Source organism: Klebsiella sp. 54 (assembly GCF_018223875.1).
In the GTDB taxonomy this organism is placed as follows: Bacteria; Pseudomonadota; Gammaproteobacteria; order Enterobacterales; family Enterobacteriaceae; genus Klebsiella; species Klebsiella quasipneumoniae.
Window position 1 is genome coordinate 1,257,438 of sequence record NZ_JAGRRA010000002.1, and the last position, 22,391, is coordinate 1,279,828.

The 22,391-nt window shown below is 56.6% G+C and carries 20 protein-coding genes and 3 pseudogenes; 10 read left to right on the forward strand and 13 right to left on the reverse strand.

Going from position 1 to position 22,391, the window contains the following annotated elements; genetic code table 11:
* The first annotated feature begins 2 nt into the window (after positions 1-2).
* Entirely contained in the window at positions 3-1,016 is a 1,014-nt protein-coding gene (locus tag KHQ24_RS07735; protein WP_004203973.1) for a methionine ABC transporter ATP-binding protein, read from the forward strand.
* Positions 1,009-1,677: a methionine ABC transporter permease gene (locus KHQ24_RS07740; protein ID WP_004203975.1), complete on the forward strand. Its 669-nt coding sequence runs from the start codon at positions 1,009-1,011 to the stop codon at positions 1,675-1,677. The genes KHQ24_RS07735 and KHQ24_RS07740 overlap by 8 nt, the downstream gene beginning before the upstream one ends.
* 28 nt (positions 1,678-1,705) lie before the next feature.
* Here KHQ24_RS07740 and KHQ24_RS07745 read toward each other — a convergent pair whose 3' ends face one another.
* From KHQ24_RS07745 to KHQ24_RS07755, 3 genes are all read right to left on the reverse strand, one after another.
* A complete protein-coding gene (locus KHQ24_RS07745) occupies positions 1,706-2,905 on the reverse strand; it encodes an amino acid aminotransferase (protein WP_109938425.1) in 1,200 nt (399 codons plus the stop codon).
* Between the two features lie 38 nt (positions 2,906-2,943).
* Entirely contained in the window at positions 2,944-3,558 is a 615-nt protein-coding gene (locus KHQ24_RS07750) for a YitT family protein (protein ID WP_040218056.1), read from the reverse strand.
* Positions 3,559-3,809: 251 nt separating this feature from the next.
* Entirely contained in the window at positions 3,810-4,289 is a 480-nt protein-coding gene (locus tag KHQ24_RS07755) for an Lrp/AsnC family transcriptional regulator (protein ID WP_023318081.1), read from the reverse strand.
* Positions 4,290-4,623: 334 nt separating this feature from the next.
* Here KHQ24_RS07755 and KHQ24_RS07760 point away from each other — a divergent pair, with 334 nt between their 5' ends.
* Together KHQ24_RS07760 and KHQ24_RS07765 are read left to right on the forward strand one after the other, a co-directional pair.
* On the forward strand, positions 4,624-6,003 hold the full coding sequence (locus KHQ24_RS07760) for an amino acid permease (protein WP_004203977.1): 1,380 nt from the start codon (positions 4,624-4,626) through the stop codon (positions 6,001-6,003).
* Positions 6,004-6,253: 250 nt separating this feature from the next.
* The gene (locus KHQ24_RS07765) at positions 6,254-7,003 is read left to right on the forward strand and encodes a hypothetical protein (protein ID WP_211777205.1); all 750 of its coding nucleotides are present in this window, start codon (positions 6,254-6,256) and stop codon (positions 7,001-7,003) included.
* Between the two features lie 112 nt (positions 7,004-7,115).
* Here the strand turns inward: KHQ24_RS07765 and KHQ24_RS07770 are convergent, their stop codons facing one another.
* From KHQ24_RS07770 to KHQ24_RS07780, 3 genes are all read right to left on the reverse strand, one after another.
* A complete protein-coding gene (locus KHQ24_RS07770) occupies positions 7,116-7,310 on the reverse strand; it encodes a hypothetical protein (protein ID WP_049002858.1) in 195 nt (64 codons plus the stop codon).
* A gap of 236 nt (positions 7,311-7,546) precedes the next feature.
* On the reverse strand, positions 7,547-8,665 hold the full coding sequence (locus tag KHQ24_RS07775; protein ID WP_053810501.1) for an oxidoreductase: 1,119 nt from the start codon (positions 8,663-8,665) through the stop codon (positions 7,547-7,549).
* Positions 8,628-9,371, reverse strand: a complete 744-nt coding sequence (locus tag KHQ24_RS07780) for a DeoR/GlpR family DNA-binding transcription regulator (protein ID WP_064150178.1) — start codon at positions 9,369-9,371, stop codon at positions 8,628-8,630. Before KHQ24_RS07780 ends, KHQ24_RS07775 begins: the two co-directional genes overlap by 38 nt.
* A 278-nt stretch (positions 9,372-9,649) precedes the next feature.
* Here KHQ24_RS07780 and zntB point away from each other — a divergent pair, with 278 nt between their 5' ends.
* The 3 genes from zntB (at position 9,650) to dbpA (ending at position 12,533) form a co-directional block, all read left to right on the forward strand.
* Positions 9,650-10,633, forward strand: a complete 984-nt coding sequence (zntB, locus tag KHQ24_RS07785) for a zinc transporter ZntB (RefSeq protein WP_004203984.1) — start codon at positions 9,650-9,652, stop codon at positions 10,631-10,633.
* Positions 10,634-10,968: 335 nt separating this feature from the next.
* Positions 10,969-11,145 carry a hypothetical protein gene (locus KHQ24_RS24495; RefSeq protein WP_369707506.1) on the forward strand — a complete coding sequence of 59 codons (177 nt, stop codon included), beginning with the start codon at positions 10,969-10,971 and terminating at the stop codon, positions 11,143-11,145.
* Between the two features lie 14 nt (positions 11,146-11,159).
* Positions 11,160-12,533 (forward strand): ATP-dependent RNA helicase DbpA, encoded by a 1,374-nt coding sequence (dbpA, locus tag KHQ24_RS07790; RefSeq protein WP_043522058.1) that lies wholly within the window; start codon positions 11,160-11,162, stop codon positions 12,531-12,533.
* Between the two features lie 45 nt (positions 12,534-12,578).
* On the opposite strand, the gene ttcA is transcribed toward dbpA, so the two are convergent.
* Positions 12,579-13,514: a tRNA 2-thiocytidine(32) synthetase TtcA gene (ttcA, locus tag KHQ24_RS07795; RefSeq protein WP_004203988.1), complete on the reverse strand. Its 936-nt coding sequence runs from the start codon at positions 13,512-13,514 to the stop codon at positions 12,579-12,581.
* A 48-nt stretch (positions 13,515-13,562) separates the two neighbouring features.
* Positions 13,563-13,997: pseudogene (locus KHQ24_RS07800) on the reverse strand (tyrosine-type recombinase/integrase); the annotation flags it as partial.
* A gap of 446 nt (positions 13,998-14,443) precedes the next feature.
* Between KHQ24_RS07800 and KHQ24_RS07805 the strand changes: the two are divergent.
* The 3 genes and pseudogenes from KHQ24_RS07805 to KHQ24_RS07810 all read left to right on the forward strand — a co-directional run bounded on the left by KHQ24_RS07805 (position 14,444) and on the right by KHQ24_RS07810 (position 15,519).
* Positions 14,444-14,764: a TonB family protein gene (locus KHQ24_RS07805; protein WP_071600372.1), complete on the forward strand. Its 321-nt coding sequence runs from the start codon at positions 14,444-14,446 to the stop codon at positions 14,762-14,764.
* Between the two features lie 172 nt (positions 14,765-14,936).
* Positions 14,937-15,053 (forward strand): annotated as a pseudogene (locus KHQ24_RS24545) (hypothetical protein); the annotation flags it as partial.
* A gap of 205 nt (positions 15,054-15,258) precedes the next feature.
* Positions 15,259-15,519 (forward strand): bacteriocin immunity protein, encoded by a 261-nt coding sequence (locus tag KHQ24_RS07810; protein ID WP_004203992.1) that lies wholly within the window; start codon positions 15,259-15,261, stop codon positions 15,517-15,519.
* Positions 15,520-15,810: 291 nt separating this feature from the next.
* Here KHQ24_RS07810 and KHQ24_RS24405 read toward each other — a convergent pair.
* The 5 genes and pseudogenes from KHQ24_RS24405 to nifJ form a co-directional block, all read right to left on the reverse strand.
* A pseudogene (locus KHQ24_RS24405) lies at positions 15,811-15,978 on the reverse strand (SOS response-associated peptidase); the annotation flags it as partial.
* A gap of 338 nt (positions 15,979-16,316) precedes the next feature.
* Positions 16,317-16,751 carry a universal stress protein UspF gene (gene uspF, locus KHQ24_RS07815; RefSeq protein WP_017898748.1) on the reverse strand — a complete coding sequence of 145 codons (435 nt, stop codon included), beginning with the start codon at positions 16,749-16,751 and terminating at the stop codon, positions 16,317-16,319.
* Between the two features lie 81 nt (positions 16,752-16,832).
* Positions 16,833-17,045: a KTSC domain-containing protein gene (locus KHQ24_RS07820; RefSeq protein WP_004203998.1), complete on the reverse strand. Its 213-nt coding sequence runs from the start codon at positions 17,043-17,045 to the stop codon at positions 16,833-16,835.
* A 142-nt stretch (positions 17,046-17,187) separates the two neighbouring features.
* Positions 17,188-18,312, reverse strand: coding sequence for a porin OmpK37 (gene ompK37, locus KHQ24_RS07825; protein ID WP_023318087.1), 1,125 nt, complete (start codon positions 18,310-18,312; stop codon positions 17,188-17,190).
* Positions 18,313-18,669: 357 nt separating this feature from the next.
* Positions 18,670-22,197: a pyruvate:ferredoxin (flavodoxin) oxidoreductase gene (gene nifJ, locus KHQ24_RS07830; protein WP_100050790.1), complete on the reverse strand. Its 3,528-nt coding sequence runs from the start codon at positions 22,195-22,197 to the stop codon at positions 18,670-18,672.
* Positions 22,198-22,391 lie beyond the last annotated feature (194 nt).

Sequence of the window (22,391 nt, forward strand, 5' to 3'; positions counted from 1 at the left end):
CGATGATAGAATTTCGCCATGTCAGTAAAACCTTTTCCAGAAAAGGGCATCCGGTTCTGGCCCTGCAGGATATTAATCTCAGTATCGACCGGGGCGATATTTTCGGCATTATTGGCTACAGCGGCGCAGGAAAAAGCACCTTATTGCGGCTGATTAATCGGCTGGAAACGCCGGGCGAGGGCGAGGTGGTGTTGAATGGTGAGCCGCTACAGGACTGCAGCGGCCAGCGACTGCAGGCGATCAAAAAAGATATCGGCATGATCTTTCAGAATTTTAATCTGCTGAATTCGAAAACGGTATTTCATAACATCGCTATCCCGCTTATTTTGCAGGGCCGCGACAAGGCCTTTATCCAGGCGCGGGTTGCGGAGCTGCTGGCGTTTGTCGACCTGAGCGACAAAATGCACAGCTACCCTAATGAGCTGTCGGGAGGGCAAAAGCAGCGGGTCGGTATCGCCCGGGCGTTGGCCACCAACCCGTCGGTGCTGCTGTGCGATGAAGCCACCTCGGCGCTCGACCCCCACACCACGGTACAGATCTTACTGCTGCTGCAGGAGATTAATCGCCGCTATGGCATCACCATTGTACTGATTACTCATGAAATGTCAGTGATCCAGAAAATCTGTCACAAGGTGGCGGTGATGCAGGCCGGGCGCATTGTTGAGCAGGGGACGGTGTTCGATCTCTTTGCCCAGCCGCAGCATCCGGTCACCGCCAGTTTCGTGCAGTCGGTGGTGCACGATCGCCTGCCGCAGCGGGTGGCGTCGCTCCTGCAGCGCGATAACGGCGCCCGGGCTTTACGCCTCGAATTTATCGGCGCGACGGCCCGGCAGCCGATCATTAACCACCTGATCCGCGAGTATGCTGTCGAGGTGAATATCCTGTTTGCCAGCATGTCCGAAGTTCAGGGCCGGATACTGGGATTTATGATTGTGCAACTCCTCGGCGAGCCTGACGAAACCGAACGCGCTATCACCCATCTGGCCGACGCAGGAGTGAAAATCACCCATGTTTGATCTGATTGATACCGCCATTACCGGCGAGCAGTTTCTGCTGGCGCTGCATGATACCCTGATTATGGTCGCCATCTCACTGGGCTTTGGCGCGCTGATCGGCGTCCCGCTGGGAATTGTGCTGGTGGTTTGTCGTCCCGGCGGCATCGTGGCCAACCCGGTGGTGCATCAGGCGCTGAATCCGCTGATTAACGTGCTGCGCTCGCTGCCGTTTATCATTTTGCTGATTGTGATCCTGCCCTTCACCAGGCTGCTGGTGGGCACGACTATCGGCACCGCGGGGGCCATCGTGCCGCTGATCGTTTTTGTCGCCCCCTATATTGCCCGGCTGGTGGAGAGCTCGCTGCTGGAGGTGGATGAGGGGATCCTTGAGGCCGCAGACGCCATGGGCGCTACCCCTCTGCAGACCGTCTGGCACTTTATGCTGCCGGAGGCGGCGGCGTCGCTGATTCTGGCCCTTACCACCGCGACCATCGGTCTGCTTGGCGCGACCGCCATGGCGGGAACGGTGGGCGGCGGCGGGATCGGCGATCTGGCGATCACCTACGGCTATCAGCGCTTCGACGCCTTTGCCACCCTCACCACCGCCCTGGTGCTGATTGTTATTGTCCAGCTTATTCAGACGCTGGGTACCCGCCTGGCTCGCCGGCTGCGTCGCGAATAACCGCTAATCCGCGCCGGGGTTGCCCCGGCTAGCGTGCGCAGACCGCGGCGAAGGCGCTGGCTACCCGCGCAATATTGCCGTGGTTGAGCCCGGCCACACAGACCCGACCGCTGGCGATCAGATAGATGCCGTGCACTTCGCGCAGAACGTCTACCTGATCGGCGCTAAAGCCGGTGTAACTGAACATGCCGCGCTGGGTCAGCAGATAGGAAAAATCCTCCGGCGGCAGGGCTGTCTGCAGGGATTTCACCAGCGCGACGCGCATGGCGCTGATGCGGGTGCGCATGGCCTCCACTTCTTCCTGCCACAGGGCATTCAGCTCGGGATCGTTGAGCACCTGCGACACCACCTGGGCGCCAAACCCCGGCGGGCTGGAGTAGTTGCGGCGCACGGTGGCTTTCAACTGGCCCAGCACGCGCCCGGCGGCATCGGCATTGTCACAGACCACCGACAGGCCGCCGACACGCTCGCCGTACAGCGAAAAAATCTTCGAGAACGAGTTACTAACCAGCGCCGTCAGCCCGGCGCTGGCGATGGCGCGGATGGCATAGGCATCTTCATCCAGCCCACAGCCAAAGCCCTGGTAGGCAATATCGAGGAACGGGATCAGCTCCCGGGCGATCAACACCTCAATCACCCGATCCCACTGCTCGGGGGTGAGATCGGCCCCCGTCGGATTATGGCAGCAAGGATGGAGCAGCACGATGCTGCGCGACGGGAGCTGCTGGAGGGCGGCAAGCATGGCGGGGAAATTGACCCCGCGAGTGGCGCTGTCGAACCAGGGATAGGTATGCACCTCGAAGCCCGCCCCGGCAAAGATGGCCACATGGTTCTCCCAGGTCGGATCGCTGACCCAGACCGCGGAGTCGGGGAAGTAGCGCTTGAGAAAATCCGCGCCCACCTTCAGCGCGCCGGAGCCGCCCAGCGTCTGGATGGTGGCGATGCGTCCGGCACGCAACGCCGGATGATGTTCGCCAAACAGCAGCGTCTGGACCGCGCGGCGATAGGGCGCCAGTCCCTCCATCGGCAGATAGAGGCTGGCCTTTTGCAACTGGCTCTGTAGCCGGTCAGCGGCCTGGCGGACCGCCTCCAGCTGAGGAATGATGGCCTGCTCGTTATAGTACAGCCCGATGCTGAGGTTAACTTTGTCTGCCCGGGGATCCTGTTGAAAGGCTTCCATCAGCGACAGGATAGGATCGCCCGCGTAGGCGTCGACGTTCTGGAACACAGTGGTTACTCCTGAAATGACCGTTAAAGGTGAAGCCATTACACCGCATAGCGTCCGGGGCGGTGGTTCATGGCGATAATCGAATTCAAAATCACGGCGCCGAGGACAGAGACCAGCAGCATCGGCAGGCTAACCACCCACAGGGAGGCGGTGACGATGCAGGCGTCCACTACCATCTGGAATTTACCGGCGCGGATGCCGCTTTTATCCTGCAGATAGAGGGCCAGAATATTGACGCCGCCGAGGCTCGCTTTATGGCGGAACAGCACCACAAAGCCGATACCGACCATGATGTTGCCGAAGAGGGTGGCGTAATAGGGGTTCAGGCGATCGACATGGATAAAGTAGCCGTGCAGGTCGGAGAACAGCGACACCAGTCCGACCGCGCAGAAGGTTTTCAGCGTGAAGGCGGCGCCCATCCGCCGGACGGAGAGCCAGTAGAAGGGCAGATTAATGGCGAAGAAAACCACGCCGAACGGCAGGTGGGTGGCGTAGTGGATCAGAAAGGCCATGCCTGCCGTCCCGCCGGTCAGGGCACCGGCCTGACGAAACAGGATAATACCAAAGGAGATCATTAGCGTGCCGAACAGCAGCGCCAGGGTATCCTCCAGCCAGGTGTGGGTCAGTTTTTCAGGGGAAAGGACGTTATCCATAAATAAGCACTATCTTTTCGTTAACAAGGATAAGCGCTTGTTTGCAAAAATCGCACCAGCGGAGAGTGCCCGGGCGATCGTTTGCGGAAAAAATAGCCGTGGTTTAGCCTAACCTGTTGTTCTGACAGGAAGAGAAAATTGCACGGGTCGTGCGTTTTATGGTTTCCTAATGCGTGAATTGTGCGAATTTGCCGCTTGTCGCGCATTGTCTGGCCCCGCGTCTGCACCAGCGCAGGGCACTGTGCCCCGGTTCAGCGCAGCGGGGGCGTGCCCGGCATCAGCTGGCCGTTCTCTTTCAGGCGGTTGAGCACAACGGCAGTTTTCAGATGGGCCACCCCTTTGTTTTGCGCCAGAATATGGCTGATCAAATGGCTCAGACCGGGCAGGTCCGGGACCGTTACCCGCAGCAGATAATCGGCGTCGCCGGTGGTTTTCCAGGCGTCCAGAATGGCGTCCACTTCACTGAGCATCTGATGAAAGCTCTCCACGCATTGCGGGGTGTGATTCAGCAGACGCACCTCAATCAGGCCAAGCATCTCCTGCCCGGCGGCATCCGGCGCCAGACGCGCATGGTAGCCGAGGATAAGCTGCGCCTGTTCAAGGGCGATACGCCGGCGTGAACACTGGGAAGCGGACAGGCCGATAAGCTCGCTCAGTTCCTGATTGGTTAAACGGCCATTGGCCTGCAGCAGGGTAAGAATTTTCAGATCATAGTCGTCGATGTTGTACATAGTGGCCACTAGCGGAACGTAAAAGTGACTAACAGCCTAACAGTTTTTTGCCTGGCGTGAAGCCTGGGCGGACGGCGGCAAAGCGGATGCACCAAAATGGGTCAGGTTCATGCATTAAGCTGCTCTTTTTCTCATGATCTGTGCGTAATCTGGCCAGTTTTCGCGTGTGATGCGCTAGGTCAGCGCCGCGATGAGCAGCTACCGGAACTGATGTGAAAACAATATTTTAATATAATTCAATGTATTACTTTTTGTCTGCCGCTGCGCGGCGATCCGCTGGCCTGAAAGTTGCTACCGGCGAAAGTGACTTTTCACAGACAGGGGCAGGTCAGAGATGACAACGCAGCAAGAGCATCAGTTAAAACGCGGGTTAAAAAACCGCCACATCCAGTTGATCGCCCTCGGGGGGGCGGTCGGCACTGGACTGTTTTTAGGTATTGCGCAAACGATCCGTATGGCAGGCCCTTCGGTCCTGCTGGGGTACGCCATCGCCGGGGTTATCGCCTTCTTTATCATGCGTCAGCTTGGCGAAATGGTGGTAGAGGAGCCGGTGGCGGGTTCGTTCAGCCATTTCGCCAACCGCTACTGGGGGCCCTTCGCCGGGTTTATGTCAGGCTGGAATTACTGGGTGTTGTACGTGCTGGTAAGCATGGCGGAGCTGACGGCGGTGGGGATCTATATTCAGTACTGGTGGCCGGAGGTACCCACCTGGCTGTCGGCGGCGATCTTCTTCGTGGCGATCAACGCCATCAACCTGACGCACGTCAAAGTGTATGGCGAGCTGGAGTTCTGGTTCTCGATTGTCAAAGTGGCCGCTATCATCAGCATGATCGCCTTTGGCTGCTATCTGTTATTTAGCGGTCACGGCGGCCCGGCGGCGACGGTGGCCAACCTGTGGCAGGACGGGGGATTTTTCCCTAACGGTATCACGGGCTTGGTGATGGCCATGGCGGTGATCATGTTCTCCTTCGGCGGGCTTGAGCTGGTGGGGATCACCGCGGCGGAAGCCGATGAGCCGCATAAAACCATTCCCAAAGCCACCAACCAGGTGATCTACCGGATTCTGCTGTTTTACGTGGGGTCGCTGGCGGTCCTGCTGTCACTCTACCCGTGGCGGAACGTCGTGGAAGGGGGAAGCCCTTTTGTGCTGATCTTTCACGCCATTGACAGCAATATTGTGGCCAACGCCCTCAATCTGGTGGTGCTCACCGCCGCGCTGTCGGTCTACAACAGCTGCGTCTACTGCAACAGCCGGATGCTGTTCGGCCTGGCTCAGCAGGGCAACGCCCCGCGTGCGCTGCTGCGGGTGAACCACCGCGGGATCCCATTGACCGCCCTGGCGGTATCCGCCGTCGCCACGGCGCTTTGCGTGGTGATTAACTATGTGATGCCCGGGAAAGCCTTTGCCCTGCTGATGGCCCTGGTGGTGGCCGCCCTGGTCATCAACTGGGCGATGATCTGCATCACTCATCTTAAGTTCCGCCGCGCCATGCAGCGGGCCGGGAAGGTAACGGCTTTCCAGAGTTTCGCCTATCCCCTGACAAACTGGCTGTGTCTGCTGTTTCTCGCCGGGATCCTCGGAGTGATGTATCTGACCCCGGACATCCGCATCTCCGTCTGCCTGATCCCGGTATGGCTGCTGATCCTTGCCGCAGGCTATCTGCTGCGCAGGAAAAGCGCGCTGGAGCCGGTGGCGGCGCTGGAGGAGCGTTAATCTGCGACGCCCTGCCTGGCGGCAGGGCGATATTATTGCGCTGAAAACATATAGCGCCAATATATAGGATGGTTTATATAATTACGATAAATGATAACTAACAATATCACGCTGAATATAAATGAGAATGTGAGGTGACCGCGCGCTTTTTATTGATCTTGCGTACCGCTTTGCTACTATCCAGCCGGCATTGAGTCTTTATTTTATAATGCCTGGAAATGGAATGATAAAATACATAATGGAGTAGGGTATGAAGCATGTGCACAAGCTGGCCTGGATTGGCCTGTTCGTCAATATTATTATCTGTTTTGTCGCGCGTAATTTATTACTCGATGAAGGACAACTGAATTTCCATAGTCGGGTGGACAGCATGTGGTCCTGGCTGGTTCTTGCCCTGTTTATCGCCGTGGTGGTTCAGGCGCTCAGCATTATGCTGTCTGGCCGCTATCCTTATCTGGCCATTGTGCTAGCCTTTATTGGCGGTATCGTGATGATACCCATCAGCATGATCTTTCTGGTCGGCAGTATGTTCAGTTTTCAAACGCGGATTAACGCCGGTTTTACCCCGTGGCGATCAACAACCGGGGCGATGGGCCGCGACGATAATCACCAGCTATTAACCTTTAATGCATCCGCTTTTTATCCGCAGGGAGCGCTGGCGCTCATCGCCGGGATAATTATCTTAATGATTGGCATGGGTATTGGCGGCGTATTTATTGCCGCCGGTATTCTGGCGTTGTGCAACGGCTATCGTCTGCAGAATCGGGTGGTGATTGGCGTCAGCGGCGAGTCGATGATATTTACGCCGGGTCTCTATGCCGACACCTACATTATTCCTTTGCGCGAGGTAGTTCTCGCTGAGCGCGGCAGTCATGATGCGAAAGTCCGGCTGCTCATCCCGTCGACAGGCAGAAGTATCACCTTGCGCAAAAAAATGCTCGCCGGCGATAACGTCAGCGACACCTTCGCCGCGATCCTTGCAAAACTGACCACCGTTTAGCGCCGGCAGGAAGAAAAGCCGCCAGCGGCAACGAGATCCCTGGCGGCGGAAGGGGAAACATCAACGGCAGGCGCGTCGGCCTGGCCTTTGGTATACAGCAACAGGCTGCCTGTTAATCCACGTTAGTAAAATAATCGCGCGCGGCGGTCTCGACGCGCTTCGCGTCCAGCCCGGTCTTCTCAGTGATCTGCTCGATAAACGGTTTAAATTTTTCGTTCATCACGTTCCCTCCTTCCCAGTGGGCGACGTAAAATTTGCACTGATAGCGATAAAAATGGAGAGTGGTATCTCCTAACGTGTAGTACATGAGCTTCTCCTGTCCGGTATTGCGGTCACCGCGTCCACAGCGTCAGCAACCTTTTTCTCATCACGATCGATCTGTTCTCTATCCTCCTCCCAATTGGCTGAAATTTCCAGCGGTGCTTTACGCAAAAAGGTAGGATAAAGAAAGGATAATCTGCTGACAGGCAGTGATTATTTCTGGAGTCAGGGCGGTGACCCGGTTACCTGCGGGCCGCGCAGATAACCGGAGTAGCGACAGGCTTAGCGCAGCGCGTTGCGCTCGTCGGCGGTCAGGTCGAGGGTTTGCGCCACGCCGCTTTCCGCGGAACGCACCGCCGCTTCCAGAACGGCCATTACCGCCAGCGCTTCAACCGGCGGCACCGGATTGGCGATCTGGCCCTTCAGCGCGTCGCGGATCTGCATATAGTACTGGCGCTGATCGCCCGACGGGGTAGGCTGAGTTTGGGCCTGCAGCGAGGCGTCATAGATCACCAGCTTGTCATCATCCTGACCCCAGCCGGCGCTCCCTGGTACCACACCCGCCAGCAGCTGGCTCTCCTGCTGGTCGGCCCGCGCTTTGACAACGCTGCCTTTATCGCCATGCACCGTGAAGCGCGAGGAGCCCCCCGCGACCAGCATGCTGCAGTGGAGGATCGCTTTATGCGCCGGGTAGTTTAACACCACGTGCGCCCAGTCGTTGATCTCTGCGCCGTCGCGCAGGGTGGCAATGTTGCCCTGTACCGACTGCGGCAGACCAAACAGCTGCAGCGCCTGATCGATCAGGTGCGGGCCCAAATCGAACCATAAGCCGCTGCCGGGAACGTTCTGCTCGCGCCAGCGGACGCGGACTTCCGGGCGGAAACGGTCGAAATGGGACTCAAAATGTTTCACCGTGCCGATGGCGCCCTGCTCAATAACCTGACGGATCCCGAGATAGTCGCTGTCCCAGCGGCGGTTATGGAAGACGGAGAGCAGGCGCTGTTTCTCCTGCGCCAGGGCGATCAGCTCCCGGGCCTCCTGCATATCAAGGGTAAAGGGTTTGTCCACCACCACATGCTTGCCGGCGTTCAGCGCCAGGCGGGCCAGCGGCGCGTGCGTGGCGTTGGGGGAGGCGATAACCACCAGATCGACATCCGGATGCTGGACCGCCGCTTCCGGGGAGGCGATCACCGTGACGTCCGGCAGGTCGCGTTTGACTTTCTCTTCATCACGCGAGGCGACGAAGGCCAGGTTCAGGCCCGGCACCGAACGGATAAGCGGCGCGTGGAAGGTCTTACCGACGAAGCCATAGCCAATCAGGGCGATATTTATCGTGTTGTTACTCATCAGGTTCTCCGCGTTGTTAAGCGTCAGCAATATGTACAGAGAGGGCAGGGTCATCCCCCAGCTCAGGCCAGGGACGATCGAGGAAAAGATGGTGAATGTCGCTGAGACCGGCCACCAGCCAGGGTTCGCAATGGTTGACTTTGGTATGGTCCGCCACCAGCCAGTGTTCCGCGCTGGCGGCGAGCATGGCGCGTTTTACGTCGGCATCGGCCTCCTGGCTGGCGCTCAGGCCCAGTTCGGCATGCAACGCGCAGGCGCCGAGAATCGCGATATCGGCGCGGTAGCGCGCCACCAGCGACAGCGTGGCGCTGCCGGCGAACAGCCGCTGCTCACTGTCCCACTGGCCGCCAAGCAGGATGAGCTGGATATCGGCGCGGTCGCTAAACAGCTGGGCGATATCCAGCGACGCGGTGATCACGGTCATGGGGCCTTTCAACTGGGTAGCGACGGCCAGCAGGGTACTCCCGGCGTCGAGAAACAGCGTCGAGCCGGAGGGGATGCGCGCGGCGACCTGCTGGCCGAGACGCTGCTTGGTTCCGGGGAGCAGGGCGTTTCTTCCCTTGCGCGTCATCGCCGGGACGTTAAGCGCGATGGCGCCGCCGTGGCTTTTCTGCAGTACGCCCTGGTTTTCCAGCTCGCTGAGATCCCGGCGTATGGTATCGGCCGACACCTGCAGCGCATCAACCAGTTCGCTGATGCTCAGCTGACCGGTTTCACTCAGCCGGTCGAGGATGTGTTTTTGTCGGGCGAGCTTATGCATGACGAGAGACTCCGCAAGTTGACGCAATAAGCGGCATAATACAGCATAAAGTCGCAAAATAAACCGCAAAAAGTCGCACTGAGGCGTGCAAAACCTGAAGAACTTGATTTCACTACACTTTAACGTTAAATGAGGAAGGTGGGCGCGGCCCTGGGGAAAGCGCTTTTTAATGAAGCGATTAGCCCCTTTCACCGGGCAATAAACAGCGAAAAAGCGCGCTTTCGCGTACCTTATACAGAGTGCGTGCAATGTGACAGGCATGGATTAACGGAGGTTGAGTGGACGCGATTAAAGGCTCGGAGTTGCAGATACCGGACGCGATCTTCGCGTGGGTGCTCGACGGGCAGGGGGGCGTGAAGCCGCTCGCCGATAACGATATTATCGACAAAGAGAAGCCCTGCTGGCTGCATCTCAACTATACCCATAGCGACAGCGCCGACTGGCTGGCTGCCACCCCGCTACTGCCTAATAACGTGCGCGATGCCCTGGCGGGCGAGAGCACCCGACCGCGGGTAACGCGGATCGGCGACGGGGCGCTGATCACCCTGCGCTGCATCAACGGCAGCACCGATGAACGCCCAGACCAGCTGGTGGCGATGCGTCTCTATATGGATGAGCGGCTGATCGTCTCCACTCGTCAGCGCAAAGTGCTGGCGCTTGACGATGTGCTGGGCGACCTGAAGGAGGGCAATGGGCCGACGGACTGCGGCAGCTGGCTGGTGGAAGTCTGCGACGCGCTGACCGATCATGCCAGTGAGTTTATTGAACAACTGCACGACCGAATAATCGACCTCGAAGACGACCTGCTCGATCAGCAGGTGCCGCCGCGCGGTTTCCTTGCCCTGCTGCGTAAACAGCTGATCGTGATGCGCCGGTATATGGCGCCGCAGCGCGATGTTTACGCCCGGCTGGCCAGCGAGCGCCTGCCGTGGATGAGCGACGATCAGCGGCGGCGGATGCAGGATATCGCCGAGCGGCTGGGGCGCGGGCTGGATGAGATCGACAGCTGCATCGCCCGGACGGCGATCATGAGCGATGAGATCGCCCAGATTATGCAGGAGTCGCTGGCGCGGCGGACCTATACGATGTCCTTGATGGCGATGGTGTTTCTGCCCAGCACCTTTTTAACCGGCCTGTTCGGCGTCAACCTCGGCGGGATCCCTGGCAACAGCTGGCATCTGGGGTTTAGCCTCTTCTGCCTGATGTTAGTCGTTGTCATCGGTGGTGTTGCATGGTGGTTACATCGCAGTAAATGGTTGTAAAGAATCGCCTTTTAGCAGCGACGATGCCGGGAAAACCCGGCAATGTTTGAGCGAAATCAATAAACCCTCTACCCATTCAGGGCAATATCTCTCTCGCAGGTGAATGCAACGTCAAGCGATGGGCGTTGCGCTCCATATTGTCTTACTTCCTTTTTTGAATTACTGCATAGCACAATTGATTCGTACGACGCCGACTTTGTTGAGTCGGCTTTTTTTTTGCGCTCTCCTGACCAGCTTCTACGCTTACTAAGACACCCGACGGTCTTCAGGCCGTTTACGCCTGCGGGTACGCCCGTATCACTTTCCGGGAGGCCACTATGCATTACGCTTCAGGGCTGACAGCCCAGTCTATCCCCATCTCGCCCGAGCCGAACGATCCGGTTCCTTTACCCGATCCACGACCGCGTCCGCAGCCGCAGCCCGATCCGCCGCCTGATGAAGAGCCGATTAAATTGTCGCATCAGGCGCGGAGATCTGCGAGGATACGCGCCTGCAGATCGTCTGTCCTTTAATACGAGAATACATTGTGACCGCTTTTTCTACCCTGACTGTTTTACCTGCCGCCCAATTAGCCAACCTTAACGAGCTGGGTTATCTGTCGATGACGCCGGTTCAGGCCGCCGCCCTGCCGGCGATCCTCGCGGGGAAAGATGTGCGCGTGCAGGCAAAAACCGGCAGCGGAAAAACGGCCGCCTTCGGGCTGGGTCTGCTGCAGCATATCGATCCGTCGCGCTTTGAGACCCAGTCGCTGGTGCTGTGTCCGACCCGCGAACTGGCCGATCAGGTTGCCGGCGAGCTGCGCCGTCTGGCGCGCTGCCTGCCGAACATCAAGATTTTGATGCTCTGCGGCGGGCAGCCGTTTGGCGCCCAGCGCGATTCACTGCAGCACGCCCCGCATATTATCGTCGCCACTCCGGGCCGTCTGCTCGATCATCTGCAGAAGGGGACGGTCTCTCTCGACGTGCTGCAGACCCTGGTGATGGATGAAGCGGACCGCATGCTCGACATGGGCTTCAGCGACGCCATCGACGAGGTGATCCGCTTCGCGCCGGCTGACCGGCAGACGCTGCTGTTTTCCGCCACCTGGCCTGCGGCAATCGCGGCGATCAGCGGCCGGGTGCAGCGTCATCCGGAAACGATTGAGATTGACAGCGTCGATGCGTTACCGGCTATCGAACAGCAGTTCTTTGAAGTTTCCCGCCACGGCAAGATTGCGCTGCTCCAGCGTCTGCTCAGCCAGCATCAGCCGGCGTCCTGCGTGGTGTTCTGCAATACCAAGCGCGATTGCCAGGCGGTCTGCGATGCGCTCAACGCCGCCGGGCAGAGCGCATTATCGCTGCACGGTGACCTCGAGCAGCGCGACCGCGATCAAACGCTGGTGCGCTTCGCGAACGGCAGCGTCCGGGTTCTGGTGGCGACCGATGTCGCTGCCCGCGGCCTGGACATCAAATCTCTCGCGCTGGTGGTGAACTTCGAGCTGGCCTGGGATCCGGAAGTGCATGTGCACCGCATCGGCCGTACCGCCCGCGCCGGCGAACAAGGTCTGGCTATCAGCTTCTGCGCGCCGGAAGAGGCGCAGCGCGCCACCATTCTGGCCGACATGCTGCAGTTATCCCTCAACTGGCTGCCGGCGCCGGCGGGTAACGCTATCACGCCGCTGACGGCGGAGATGGCGACGCTGTGCATCGACGGCGGAAAAAAGGCGAAAATGCGCCCGGGGGATGTGCTGGGGGCGTTGACCGGTGATATGGGATTTGATGGCGCCGATATCGGCAAAATTAACGTCCACCCGGCCCACGTCTATGTGGCGATCCGCCAGAATATGGCGCAGAAGGCGTATAAGCAGTTACAAAACGGCAAGATCAAAGGCAAAGCCTGCCGCGTACGACTGCTGAAGTAAGGGCAGAATAGCGCGTCTCAGGCGGCGGCCTGAGACGCTTGCGGGTTACTTCACTTCCACTACGTTCAGACGCAGCTCATCCAACCGGGCGTCCTCTTCCTCCGGCTGCCAGCCGGCAGGCTGCAGGGGAATCTCTTCCCTGTCAAACGCTAAATCGCCGCCGTCCACCACCTCGGAGCCGTGGGTGATGCCTTTAAAATCAAACAGATTAACGTCGCTCAAGTGCGAAGGCACCACGTTCTGCATTGCGCTAAACATGGTTTCAATGCGTCCCGGATAACGCTTATCCCAGTCGCGAAGCATATCGGCGATCACCTGGCGCTGCAGGTTAGGCTGCGAACCGCACAGGTTGCAAGGAATGATCGGGAAGCCCTTGGCCTGGGAGAAGCGCTCGATGTCCTTTTCGCGGCAGTAGGCCAGCGGGCGGATAACGATGTGTTTGCCGTCGTCGCTCATCAGCTTCGGCGGCATTCCTTTCATTTTGCCGCCGTAGAACATATTCAGGAACAGCGTCTGCAGGATGTCGTCGCGATGATGGCCGAGGGCAATCTTGGTGGCGCCAAGTTCGGTGGCGGTACGGTAGAGAATGCCGCGACGCAGGCGAGAGCACAGCGAGCAGGTGGTTTTCCCTTCCGGGATCTTCTCTTTGACGATGCCGTAGGTGTTCTCTTCAACAATCTTATATTCAACGCCCAGCTGCTCAAGATACGCCGGCAGAATATGCTCCGGGAACCCAGGCTGTTTCTGGTCGAGATTCACCGCCACCAGCGAGAAGGAGATGGGCGCGCTTTTCTGCAGGTTACGCAGGATCTCCAGCATGGTATAGCTGTCCTTGCCGCCTGACAGACAAACCATAATGCGGTCGCCCTCTTCAATCATATTGAAGTCGGCGATCGCCTCACCGACGTTGCGGCGCAGACGTTTCTGCAGCTTATCGATGTTGTATTTCTCTTTCTTTGTAAGTTCTTGATTTTCTTGCATTGTTAACATTCTCAAAATCTAAAAGGGGCATATAGGGGGCAAAATGTGTTAAAGCCCAAGCCGGGAATTCAACATAGAAACCTGGTTGCCGTTCATCTCTTCTATCCATGTACTATAAACGTCGTACACCATTTGCGCGTTTTCATGCCCCATCTGATTGGCTATAAAAGACGGGTTTGCGCCAGCCGTCAGGAGCCAGCAGGCAAAAGTATGCCGCGTATGGTACGGATTCCTGCGGCGAATGCCAGCGCGTTTTACTGCAGCTTCCCATCTGCTGCCTATGCTGCTGTGCGAGTAGCAGGGTTTTTGCTCGCCTTTTCGTCTCCGCGGCATGAAAACAAATCGCAAATTCTGTTCCTCGCTTGAGCCGTATTCCCTGTGGTGAAACGTGATAGTGGATACCGGATATCCAGCTGTCAGTTCATGCTGCGCTTTCAGCGCGTCCAGGGCAGCGCCGAGCAATTGTATCGTCCGGTTTCCTGCTGCTAATGCCATACCGAGGCCTTTTGCTGAGGCGCTGGTGAGAGGTAACTCGCCGGAGATGTGCCGGGCGTGAGAAACCGTAAAAGCACCTGGGAAGCAATAAAATACCCGGCAATCAGTGCCGGGTTTTGGGGCTCACATAAGATTGGAAATCTGGCTGTAAGAGAGGTGTTTACTTTACTTGACCCTAAATGATAAGTCGAAACTCCTCATTTTTTAATGGAATATAGGTGAATGGAAGCGTTATAGGGAAGGAGTAGCCCTGCGGAAGAATGGCGATGCCTCAATCCCCCGCAGAACGCAAAGCGCGCAGCTAACCCGGCTGTGATATATAATCCCCTCCATACCAGCGGGGATGAAGAAGTGGAGCCGCATCCTCCGGCGTTGCATGAAAAAGGCGTATTAGGGATCTATAGACATAAGGAAAACAACAATTGGTATCGGTTATGAAAAAAACATTACTTCTGGTTTGCGCTGTTCTTATATCAAACTTGGCACTTGCTGCAGGAAATAAAGAAGAAGTGGTGCCTGTGCGGATAAGTTGCCCTAATCCTTATTATCCAGTTTCTGCCATGGCTAATCGGATTAGTGGCACTGTAAATTACGCTGCCTCAGTAAATGAAAAAGGGGAAGTAACTTCTGTTGAGACAACTGGTGCTGAGCTCTTTTTTAGAGAAACAAGATCAGCAATGAGAAAATGCAAGTATGAGCCCGGAAAGCCAGGCATTGCGCGTGGAACAATAAGATTTCGTCCATCTCAACCGTAAATACTGCTAGCCTACCTGGATTTTCTGTACTGAGAGATCTAGCAGCCTGATGCTCTTGCAATGGGAGTCGAGCCAAGTGATGTTATGTTGGCAAGCTCTAGAGATTTACCTGGCAAAATCACTGGTTAAGGGGAGCAGGTTAGTCATGGTTGGCTGAAAAAAAACTGGAGACGAGTTAGGCTCTCCTGTTCCCAGTGTGATTGCTGAAAAATTTCGTGGCTGTGAGTTTTCGAACTTTCATTCATTCGGAGAGCTTTCAGGAAGGCGGTTTCTGATACCACTGAGCTAACTGAGCGGTTTGACAAGCTAGCTTAGGGGGTATCAAGTTAGAAACATGGTCGTTCATTCGTAAAATGAGCATGTCGGGGGAAGGCTTAAACATGAATTAGAACACGCAAAAGCTATTAAAATACCGGTGATGTGTATGGTATTGAGAACTGGCGAGTTATGATGCACAAAAAGCCATGTCGAAGTTCACTAAGCAATGGTGGTAAATGATGGACAATAAAAAAAGCATTTCTGATTACACCGAATCTGAGTTTTTAGCTTTTGTGAAAAAGATATTTAATCCGGATAATACAACCGAAGATGAAGATGTGCAAAATGTTTTAGAGTTTGAACGTATCACTGAACACCCTGATGGTTCTGATGTAATTTTCTATCCTCCAAAGGGCCGAGAGGATAGTCCGGAAAGGGTTGTTAAGGAAGTGAAAGAATGGCGGGCCAGGAATGGCAAGCCTGGTTTCAAAGAGTAGCTGATCGGTACAGTTGCGTTATCTTACCTATCTTAACGTGATAATAGATGACTTCTGATTGAAACTCGCGCCGGCGGTTTTTTATTACGTTGAATTTATTATCGGTGAAAGTAGTTCACAATTTTGATTTTTTATCAACCAGCCCTAAAGATGCCGTCGGAGCCTGAGCAACTTCCTTAACTTATGCGCTTTGAGGGCATTCCCGATGCAAAAGGCAATCAGAACACCAAGGTCTGCTTTCAGCAGGGTGCGGGTATTATCAGGTTATTGGATTTTAATAGCCTCAATCAATTACGCCCCCTGATTCCTAACGTTGTCCACCGCTCGGAAAACGGGGTGCCATGTGAAATGATCAGCAGGTACCGCACCATCTGCAATTATCTCATTCACCTCTTTTCCTCGAATAGCCTGCCTCATCCATTCCCAGGTGGATTCAGGTGCCAGGACCAGCGGTCGGCGCTGTGGGGGCTGGCTGTATGTAAATATAAAATAAATTCAGTTGGTTGGAGGGGGCACAACTTATTGGTGTTGTACATTTTTACTGATTTCTTGATTTTGCAGCATGTAATAGTGGCTCAATTCATAGTGTGGCATCAGAAGAGCACGCGTTGTGCCAGCCGCTGGACAACGTGGCGCTGGCGCGTAGCAATTAATGAGGTCTGACAGACAACCGTGGCGTGTATGGTACGGATTCAGGGGCGGAATGTCAGCATCTTTCCGGCACTTTCCGCTGCGGGCAGGCAAGCTGGTGGAGCAGAAGTAAAAATAAACAGCCCGCCGGGCGGCGGGCTGTGGCGCTAGCGGACGACCAGCACCGAGCACTCGGCGTGGCGGACCACCGCGGCGGCGTTGGAGCCCAGCAGATAGGTGGTGATATCCGGCCGGTGCGAAGCGATGATCACCAGGTCGGCGGGTAGCGACTTGGCGAGGGCCAGGATCTTATCTTTTGGCGATCCTTCGGCAACGTGAAAATGTTTCCGATCTTCCGGGATAGAGAACTGTTTCGCGAGTTCTTTAAGCTGCGTTTCCGTTCCTTCACGCAGCTCATCCATACCAGGCAGTTCGGCGGTATAGGCCATTCCCAGTGAGGCATAATAAGGCAGGGAAGGGATAACGGAGAGGAAATGGACCTCAGCGTCGTCAATCCGCGCTTCCGATTCAACGTGACTGATAATGCGTTCAGTAAATTCTTTATCAGAGATATCGATGGGGACAAGAATCATTCTGCTCATAAAACCTCCTGTTTAAGTATCCCCTCATATTGTACGGCATTATGACATGTTTTGTATCATGACCGCAGTCACACTTTGACATTAACGTGACTTGTGTTCGGGAAATTTTCCCTTTATCACGCCGTCATAAAACCGACCTTTTGACACCACCTGTAAAAAGTCACGAAAAATACGCGGTGGAACGCCGGTATATTGCAACGGCGGCTGGTGATAAAAACAAATTTCCAGCGTGGCGGAGGCGTCATCATAGGCGACAGAGATAATTCGGGAAGATTTAACCGGGTGATGATGCATGATGGACGTCCTCGGGCAGGCACTGACTGAGCACGACTATATCACTAAACGGACGCTTATTTTAAGCGGTGGGATATATTGTTTTGTTTTAGCTGCTGCGATGCAGAGAGAGAAAGCCCGCCGGAACCGGCGGGCTGGCGCATCAGAACTGGTAAACCAGGCCCAACGCGACGATGTTGTCGGTAGAGATACCGTTGTCTTTGTAGAAGCTGTCGTTGTCATCCAGCAGATTGATTTTGTAATCAACGTAGGTGGACATATTACGGTTGAAGTAATAGGTGGCGCCAACGTCCATATATTTGACCAGATCTTTATCGGCGTAGCTGCCGGTGTTATAGAGATCTTTGCCTTTGGACTGCAGATAGGAGATAGCCGGACGCAGACCAAAGTCGAACTGATACTGAGCGGTGACTTCGAAGTTTTGCGTTTTGTTGGCCACGCCGTCGTTGCCGTAAGGGGTCATGTTGCGGGTTTCAGAGTACATGGTCGCCAGGTAGATATTGTTGGCGTCGTACTTCAGGCCAGCGGTCCAGGCTTCAGCTTTATCGCCACGGGCGTTGGTCTGGGTCATCTGGTCGTTGGTACGGTCAGATGAGGTGTAGGCCGCTGCCGCGCTGATGCCCATGCCGAAGTTATAGGAGGTGGAAAGACCGAAACCGTCGCCGTTGTCAAAGCGAACATCGCTGTCGCTGCTGCGGTTGTTGGTGCCGACGTTGATGTCCTGGGCGTTCTGGCCTTCGTTTTTACCCTGATACTGCAGGGCGAAGTTCAGACCGTCTACCAGACCGAAGAAGTCGCTGTTACGGTAGGTCGCGACGCCGTTGGCGCGGCCTGCCATAAAGTTATCCGCATAGGTGTAAGAGTCGCCGCCGAACTCCGGCAGCATATCGGTCCAGCCTTCGACGTCGTACAGCACGCCGTAGTTACGACCGTAGTCGAAGGAACCGTAATCGCCCACTTTGATACCGGCGAAGGCCAGACGGGTCCACGCCTGATCGCCGGCGCTTTCGGTATTGTTGGCCTGAACGTTGTATTCCCACTGGCCGTAACCGGTGAGCATATCGTTGATCTGGGTTTCGCCTTTAAAGCCAAAGCGAACGTAAGTTTGGTCGCCGTCTTTTTTCGAGTCGCTGGAGAAATAGTGCAGACCGTCTACCTTGCCATAGACATCTAATTTATTTCCGTCTTTATTATAAATTTCCGCCGCATGTGCGGCACCAGCGGCTAATAAAGCCGGAATAACGAGGGCCAGTACTTTTCTTTTCATGAAGAAATTCCTTTAACTGTTTTTATGTTTTAGCTTCCGGGAAGGAAGTGAACTCATGCTAAAGGAGCGGTCTGAGATATGGTAAGACTCAATTGTTACGATATAAGTAAATTCTAAATAAAATAATACTGAAGTAATGGTGATAATTATGATGAATACATCTTCAATTAATATACAAAATAAAAATTATACATGGTCAGTTTGATCGCGTATTATTCGAGCGTTATATGCCTTTATTGTCATGCCAAGCATTTTTATTTGCCGTCTCATTCTGCGGAATGATTTTGTTATCGGTAAAACGACAAGCCCGAACTTCATGTTCGGGCTTTTTTTATGGCTGCGGGATGGAAAATAACCTTAGCTCTCGCTCGGTGATTTCTCCGCTTTGCCAGCCAGCTGGGCGAGGAAGTCGTAGCGCTTCTGCAGGTCGGCGGCAGCATCTTTCCACAGCTGCTCCGCCACTTCCGGCTGCTGCGCATTCAGGCGACGGAAGCGTTGCTCATTGAGCAGCGTCTCAGCCAGGGCGTCTGACGGTGGGCGAGAGTCCAGCGCCAGCGGGATCTTGCCTTCTTCCGCCCGACGTGGGTCGAAGCGGTAGAGCGGCCAGAAGCCGGTGGCGGTCAGCTGACGCATTTGATCGTGGCTGAGCGCCAGATCGTAGCCATGCTCTTCGCAAGGACTGTAGGCGATGATCAGCGACGGCCCCGGATAGGCTTCCGCTTCCTGAATCGCTTTCACCGTCTGGTTCAGCTGCGCGCCCAGCGAAATCTGCGCTACATAGACATGACCGTACATCATCATGCTGACGCCAAGATCTTTGCGCGCCTTGCGTTTACCGTGCTCGCCAAACTTAGTGACCGCCCCCAGCGGGGTGGCTTTTGACGCCTGGCCGCCGGTGTTGGAGTAACACTGGGTATCCAGCACCAGAATATTGACGTTTTCCGTCAGGCTCAGCACATGATCCAGGCCGCCGAAGCCGATATCGTAGGCCCAGCCGTCGCCGCCGATCAGCCAGACGGATTTCTCCACCAGCGCGTCGGCATCGGTCAGCAGCTCTTCAGCGCCTTGCACGCCGGTCAGCGCCTGGCGCAGGGCCGCCACCTGTTCACGGCGCGCTTCCGGCGTCGCCTCGGCATGCAGCGCCGCGTTCAGCTCTGCCGGCAGCTGGTCGGCGAATTCGCTCAGCAGGCGCATCACGCGCTGGCGATGTTGATCGACGGTTAAGCGGAAGCCGAGCCCGAATTCAGCGTTATCCTCAAACAGCGAGTTGGCCCACGCCGGGCCGCGGCCGTTGGCGTCGGTCGTGTACGGGGTCGAGGGCAGGTTGCCGCCGTAAATGGATGAGCAGCCGGTGGCATTGGCAATCAGCATCCGGTCGCCATACAGCTGGGTCAGCAGTTTGATATACGGCGTTTCGCCACAACCGGAGCAGGCGCCGGAGTATTCAAACAGCGGGCTGATCAGCTGCGAAGTGCGGATATCAATACGCTCCAGTTTGCTGCGGTCGATTTCCGGCAGGTTGAGGAAGTAATCGTAATTCACTTTCTCCTCTTCCACATGCTCCAGGCGGGACATCATATTGATGGCCTTGATCTCCGGATTCTGGCGATCTTTTGCCGGGCACACTTCCACGCACAGGTTGCAGCCGGTGCAGTCTTCCGGGGCGACCTGCAGTACGTATTTCTGCCCGCGCATATCGCGGGACTTGACGTCCAGCGAGTGCAGACTGGCAGGGGCGTTCTCCATCTCTTCCGGTGCGACCACTTTGGCGCGGATCGCCGAGTGCGGGCAGGCGGCGACGCAGTGGTTGCACTGGGTACATAGCGCTTCCTTCCAGATGGGGATCTCTTCGGCGATGTTGCGTTTCTCCCAGCGCGTGGTGCCCATGGGCCAGGTGCCGTCCGGCGGCAGGGCGGAGACCGGCAGCGCATCCCCGAGACCGGCCAGCATCGCGGCGGTGACCGTTTTGACGAAATCCGGCGCGGCGTCGGAGACCACCGGCGGGCGGTTCGGACTGTTAGCATTCACCGGCTGCAGCGGCACTTCCGCCAGCGACTCGCGGGCCAGGGCCAGCGCCTGCCAGTTGCGTTCCACCAGCTCCTGGCCTTTGCTGCTGTAGCTTTTGGCGATGGCTGCCTGCAGTTCCGCCAGCGCGCTGTCGCCAGGCAGGATGTGAGTCAGATGGAAGAAAGCCATCTGCATCACGGTATTAATGCGCGCCCCGAGGCTACATTCGCGGGCGATCTTCGCCGCGTTGACCACGTAAAAACGCGCTTTTTTCTGATTCAGAGTGGCCTGTACTTCCTGCGGCAGGCGGGACCAGACTTCATCGGCGCTGTACGGCGTGTTGAGCAGGAAAATGCCGCCGTGCTTCAGCCGCTCGGCCATCTGGTATTTATCGATAAACTGCAGCTGGTGGCAGCCAACGAAATCGGCCTGCGAAATCAGATACGAAGAACGAATCGGCTTTTCGCTGACCCGCAGATGGGAGACGGTCAGGCCGCCCGCCTTCTTCGAGTCATAGACAAAGTACCCCTGGGAGAACCACGGGGTGGAATTGCCGATGATTTTGATATTATTTTTGGTGGCCGACACGCTGCCGTCGCTGCCGAGGCCGTAGAACAGCGCTTCGAGCTTGGCCTCTGATGGCAGAGTATTTTCGCCCAGCGGCAGCGACAGGTTGGTCACGTCGTCATAGATGCCGACGGTAAAGCGCGGCTTCGGCTGGGCGGCCTGCAGCTCATGGAATATCGCCAGCACGCATTCCGGACCGAACTCCTTGGAAGAGAGACCGTAGCGGCCGCCGATGGTCCGCGGCAGCGTCTCGCGCTCGCCGCGGTTAAAGGCTTCCGCCAGGGCGGTCATCACGTCGAGATACAGTGGCTCCGCGTGCGCGCCAGGTTCTTTGGTGCGATCCAGCACCGCCACCGCCCGGGCGCTCTCCGGCAGCGCTGCCAGCAGGTGGGCGGCGGAGAATGGGCGATAGAGGCGCACTTTCAGGACGCCGACTTTCTCGCCGCGGCTCAGCAGTTCATCGACCACCTCTTCGCAGGTGCCGATGGCCGAGCCCATAATGACGATCACGCGTTCCGCCTGCGGATGGCCGTAAAACTCAAACGGTTTGTACTGGCGGCCGGTGGCGGCGGCGAAGTCATCCATCGCTTTCTCGACATGATCATAAACCGCGTCGTACCACGGGTTGGTGGCCTCCCGCGACTGGAAGTAGGTGTCAGGGTTAGCGGAGGTCCCGCGGATCACCGGGTGTTCCGGATTGAGCGCGCGCTGGCGATGCTCAGCGATTTTCTCCTGCGGCAGCAGGGCGCGAATCGTGTCGTCCGCCAGCGGGGCGATTTTGTTGATTTCGTGCGAAGTGCGGAAACCATCAAAGAAATGAATAAACGGCACCCGGCTTTGCAGCGTGGCGATATGCGATATCAGCGCGAAATCCTGCGCTTCCTGAACGCTGCTGGCGCACAGCATGGCGCACCCGGTCTGACGCACGGCCATCACATCGGAATGGTCGCCGAAGATCGACAGCGCGTGGGTGGCGACAGTGCGGGCGGCGACGTGCAGGACAAACGGCATCAGCTGGCCGGCCAGTTTGTACAGCGTGGGGATCATCAGCAGCAGGCCCTGCGATGAGGTAAAGGACGTGGAGAGGGCGCCAGTCTGCAGCGCGCCATGTACGGCGCCAATGGCGCCTGCCTCCGACTGCATTTCGACCACGCGTGGCACATCGCCCCAGACGTTTTTCAGCCCATTGCCGGCCCAGGCGTCAGCCTGTTCCGCCATCGTTGAACTGGGCGTGATCGGGTAGATGGCGATAACTTCACTGGTGCGAAACGCGACGGAAGCGACCGCGCCATTACCATCAATCGTAATCATATGAAGACACCCTTACATTGCGCAAAAGAATGGACGCGTGAAACCGCGACGCGCCCTGTAATTATATAAGAGGTAGTTTAGCAAACCGTTGGCGCCGCCATTTTTGCATTTGTGTCCTCAATACGACGGCTACCCGTGACCAGATCAATATTTTGCGCGGTTCGCGGAGAAAGTAGCTTTTCTGGACGTGAAGG

Coding starts and splice junctions, on each gene's coding strand:
- KHQ24_RS07735 (WP_004203973.1), top strand. CDS start 3: ATGATAGAATTTCGCCATGTCAGTAAAACCTTTTCCAGAAAAGGGCAT.
- KHQ24_RS07740 (WP_004203975.1), top strand. CDS start 1,009: ATGTTTGATCTGATTGATACCGCCATTACCGGCGAGCAGTTTCTGCTG.
- KHQ24_RS07750 (WP_040218056.1), bottom strand. CDS start 3,558: ATGGATAACGTCCTTTCCCCTGAAAAACTGACCCACACCTGGCTGGAG.
- KHQ24_RS07755 (WP_023318081.1), bottom strand. CDS start 4,289: ATGTACAACATCGACGACTATGATCTGAAAATTCTTACCCTGCTGCAG.
- KHQ24_RS07760 (WP_004203977.1), top strand. CDS start 4,624: ATGACAACGCAGCAAGAGCATCAGTTAAAACGCGGGTTAAAAAACCGC.
- KHQ24_RS07765 (WP_211777205.1), top strand. CDS start 6,254: ATGAAGCATGTGCACAAGCTGGCCTGGATTGGCCTGTTCGTCAATATT.
- KHQ24_RS07770 (WP_049002858.1), bottom strand. CDS start 7,310: ATGTACTACACGTTAGGAGATACCACTCTCCATTTTTATCGCTATCAG.
- KHQ24_RS07775 (WP_053810501.1), bottom strand. CDS start 8,665: ATGACCCTGCCCTCTCTGTACATATTGCTGACGCTTAACAACGCGGAG.
- KHQ24_RS07780 (WP_064150178.1), bottom strand. CDS start 9,371: ATGCATAAGCTCGCCCGACAAAAACACATCCTCGACCGGCTGAGTGAA.
- ttcA (WP_004203988.1), bottom strand. CDS start 13,514: ATGCAAGAAAATCAAGAACTTACAAAGAAAGAGAAATACAACATCGAT.
- KHQ24_RS07805 (WP_071600372.1), top strand. CDS start 14,444: ATGAAAAAAACATTACTTCTGGTTTGCGCTGTTCTTATATCAAACTTG.
- KHQ24_RS07810 (WP_004203992.1), top strand. CDS start 15,259: ATGATGGACAATAAAAAAAGCATTTCTGATTACACCGAATCTGAGTTT.
- uspF (WP_017898748.1), bottom strand. CDS start 16,751: ATGAGCAGAATGATTCTTGTCCCCATCGATATCTCTGATAAAGAATTT.
- KHQ24_RS07820 (WP_004203998.1), bottom strand. CDS start 17,045: ATGCATCATCACCCGGTTAAATCTTCCCGAATTATCTCTGTCGCCTAT.
- ompK37 (WP_023318087.1), bottom strand. CDS start 18,312: ATGAAAAGAAAAGTACTGGCCCTCGTTATTCCGGCTTTATTAGCCGCT.
- nifJ (WP_100050790.1), bottom strand. CDS start 22,197: ATGATTACGATTGATGGTAATGGCGCGGTCGCTTCCGTCGCGTTTCGC.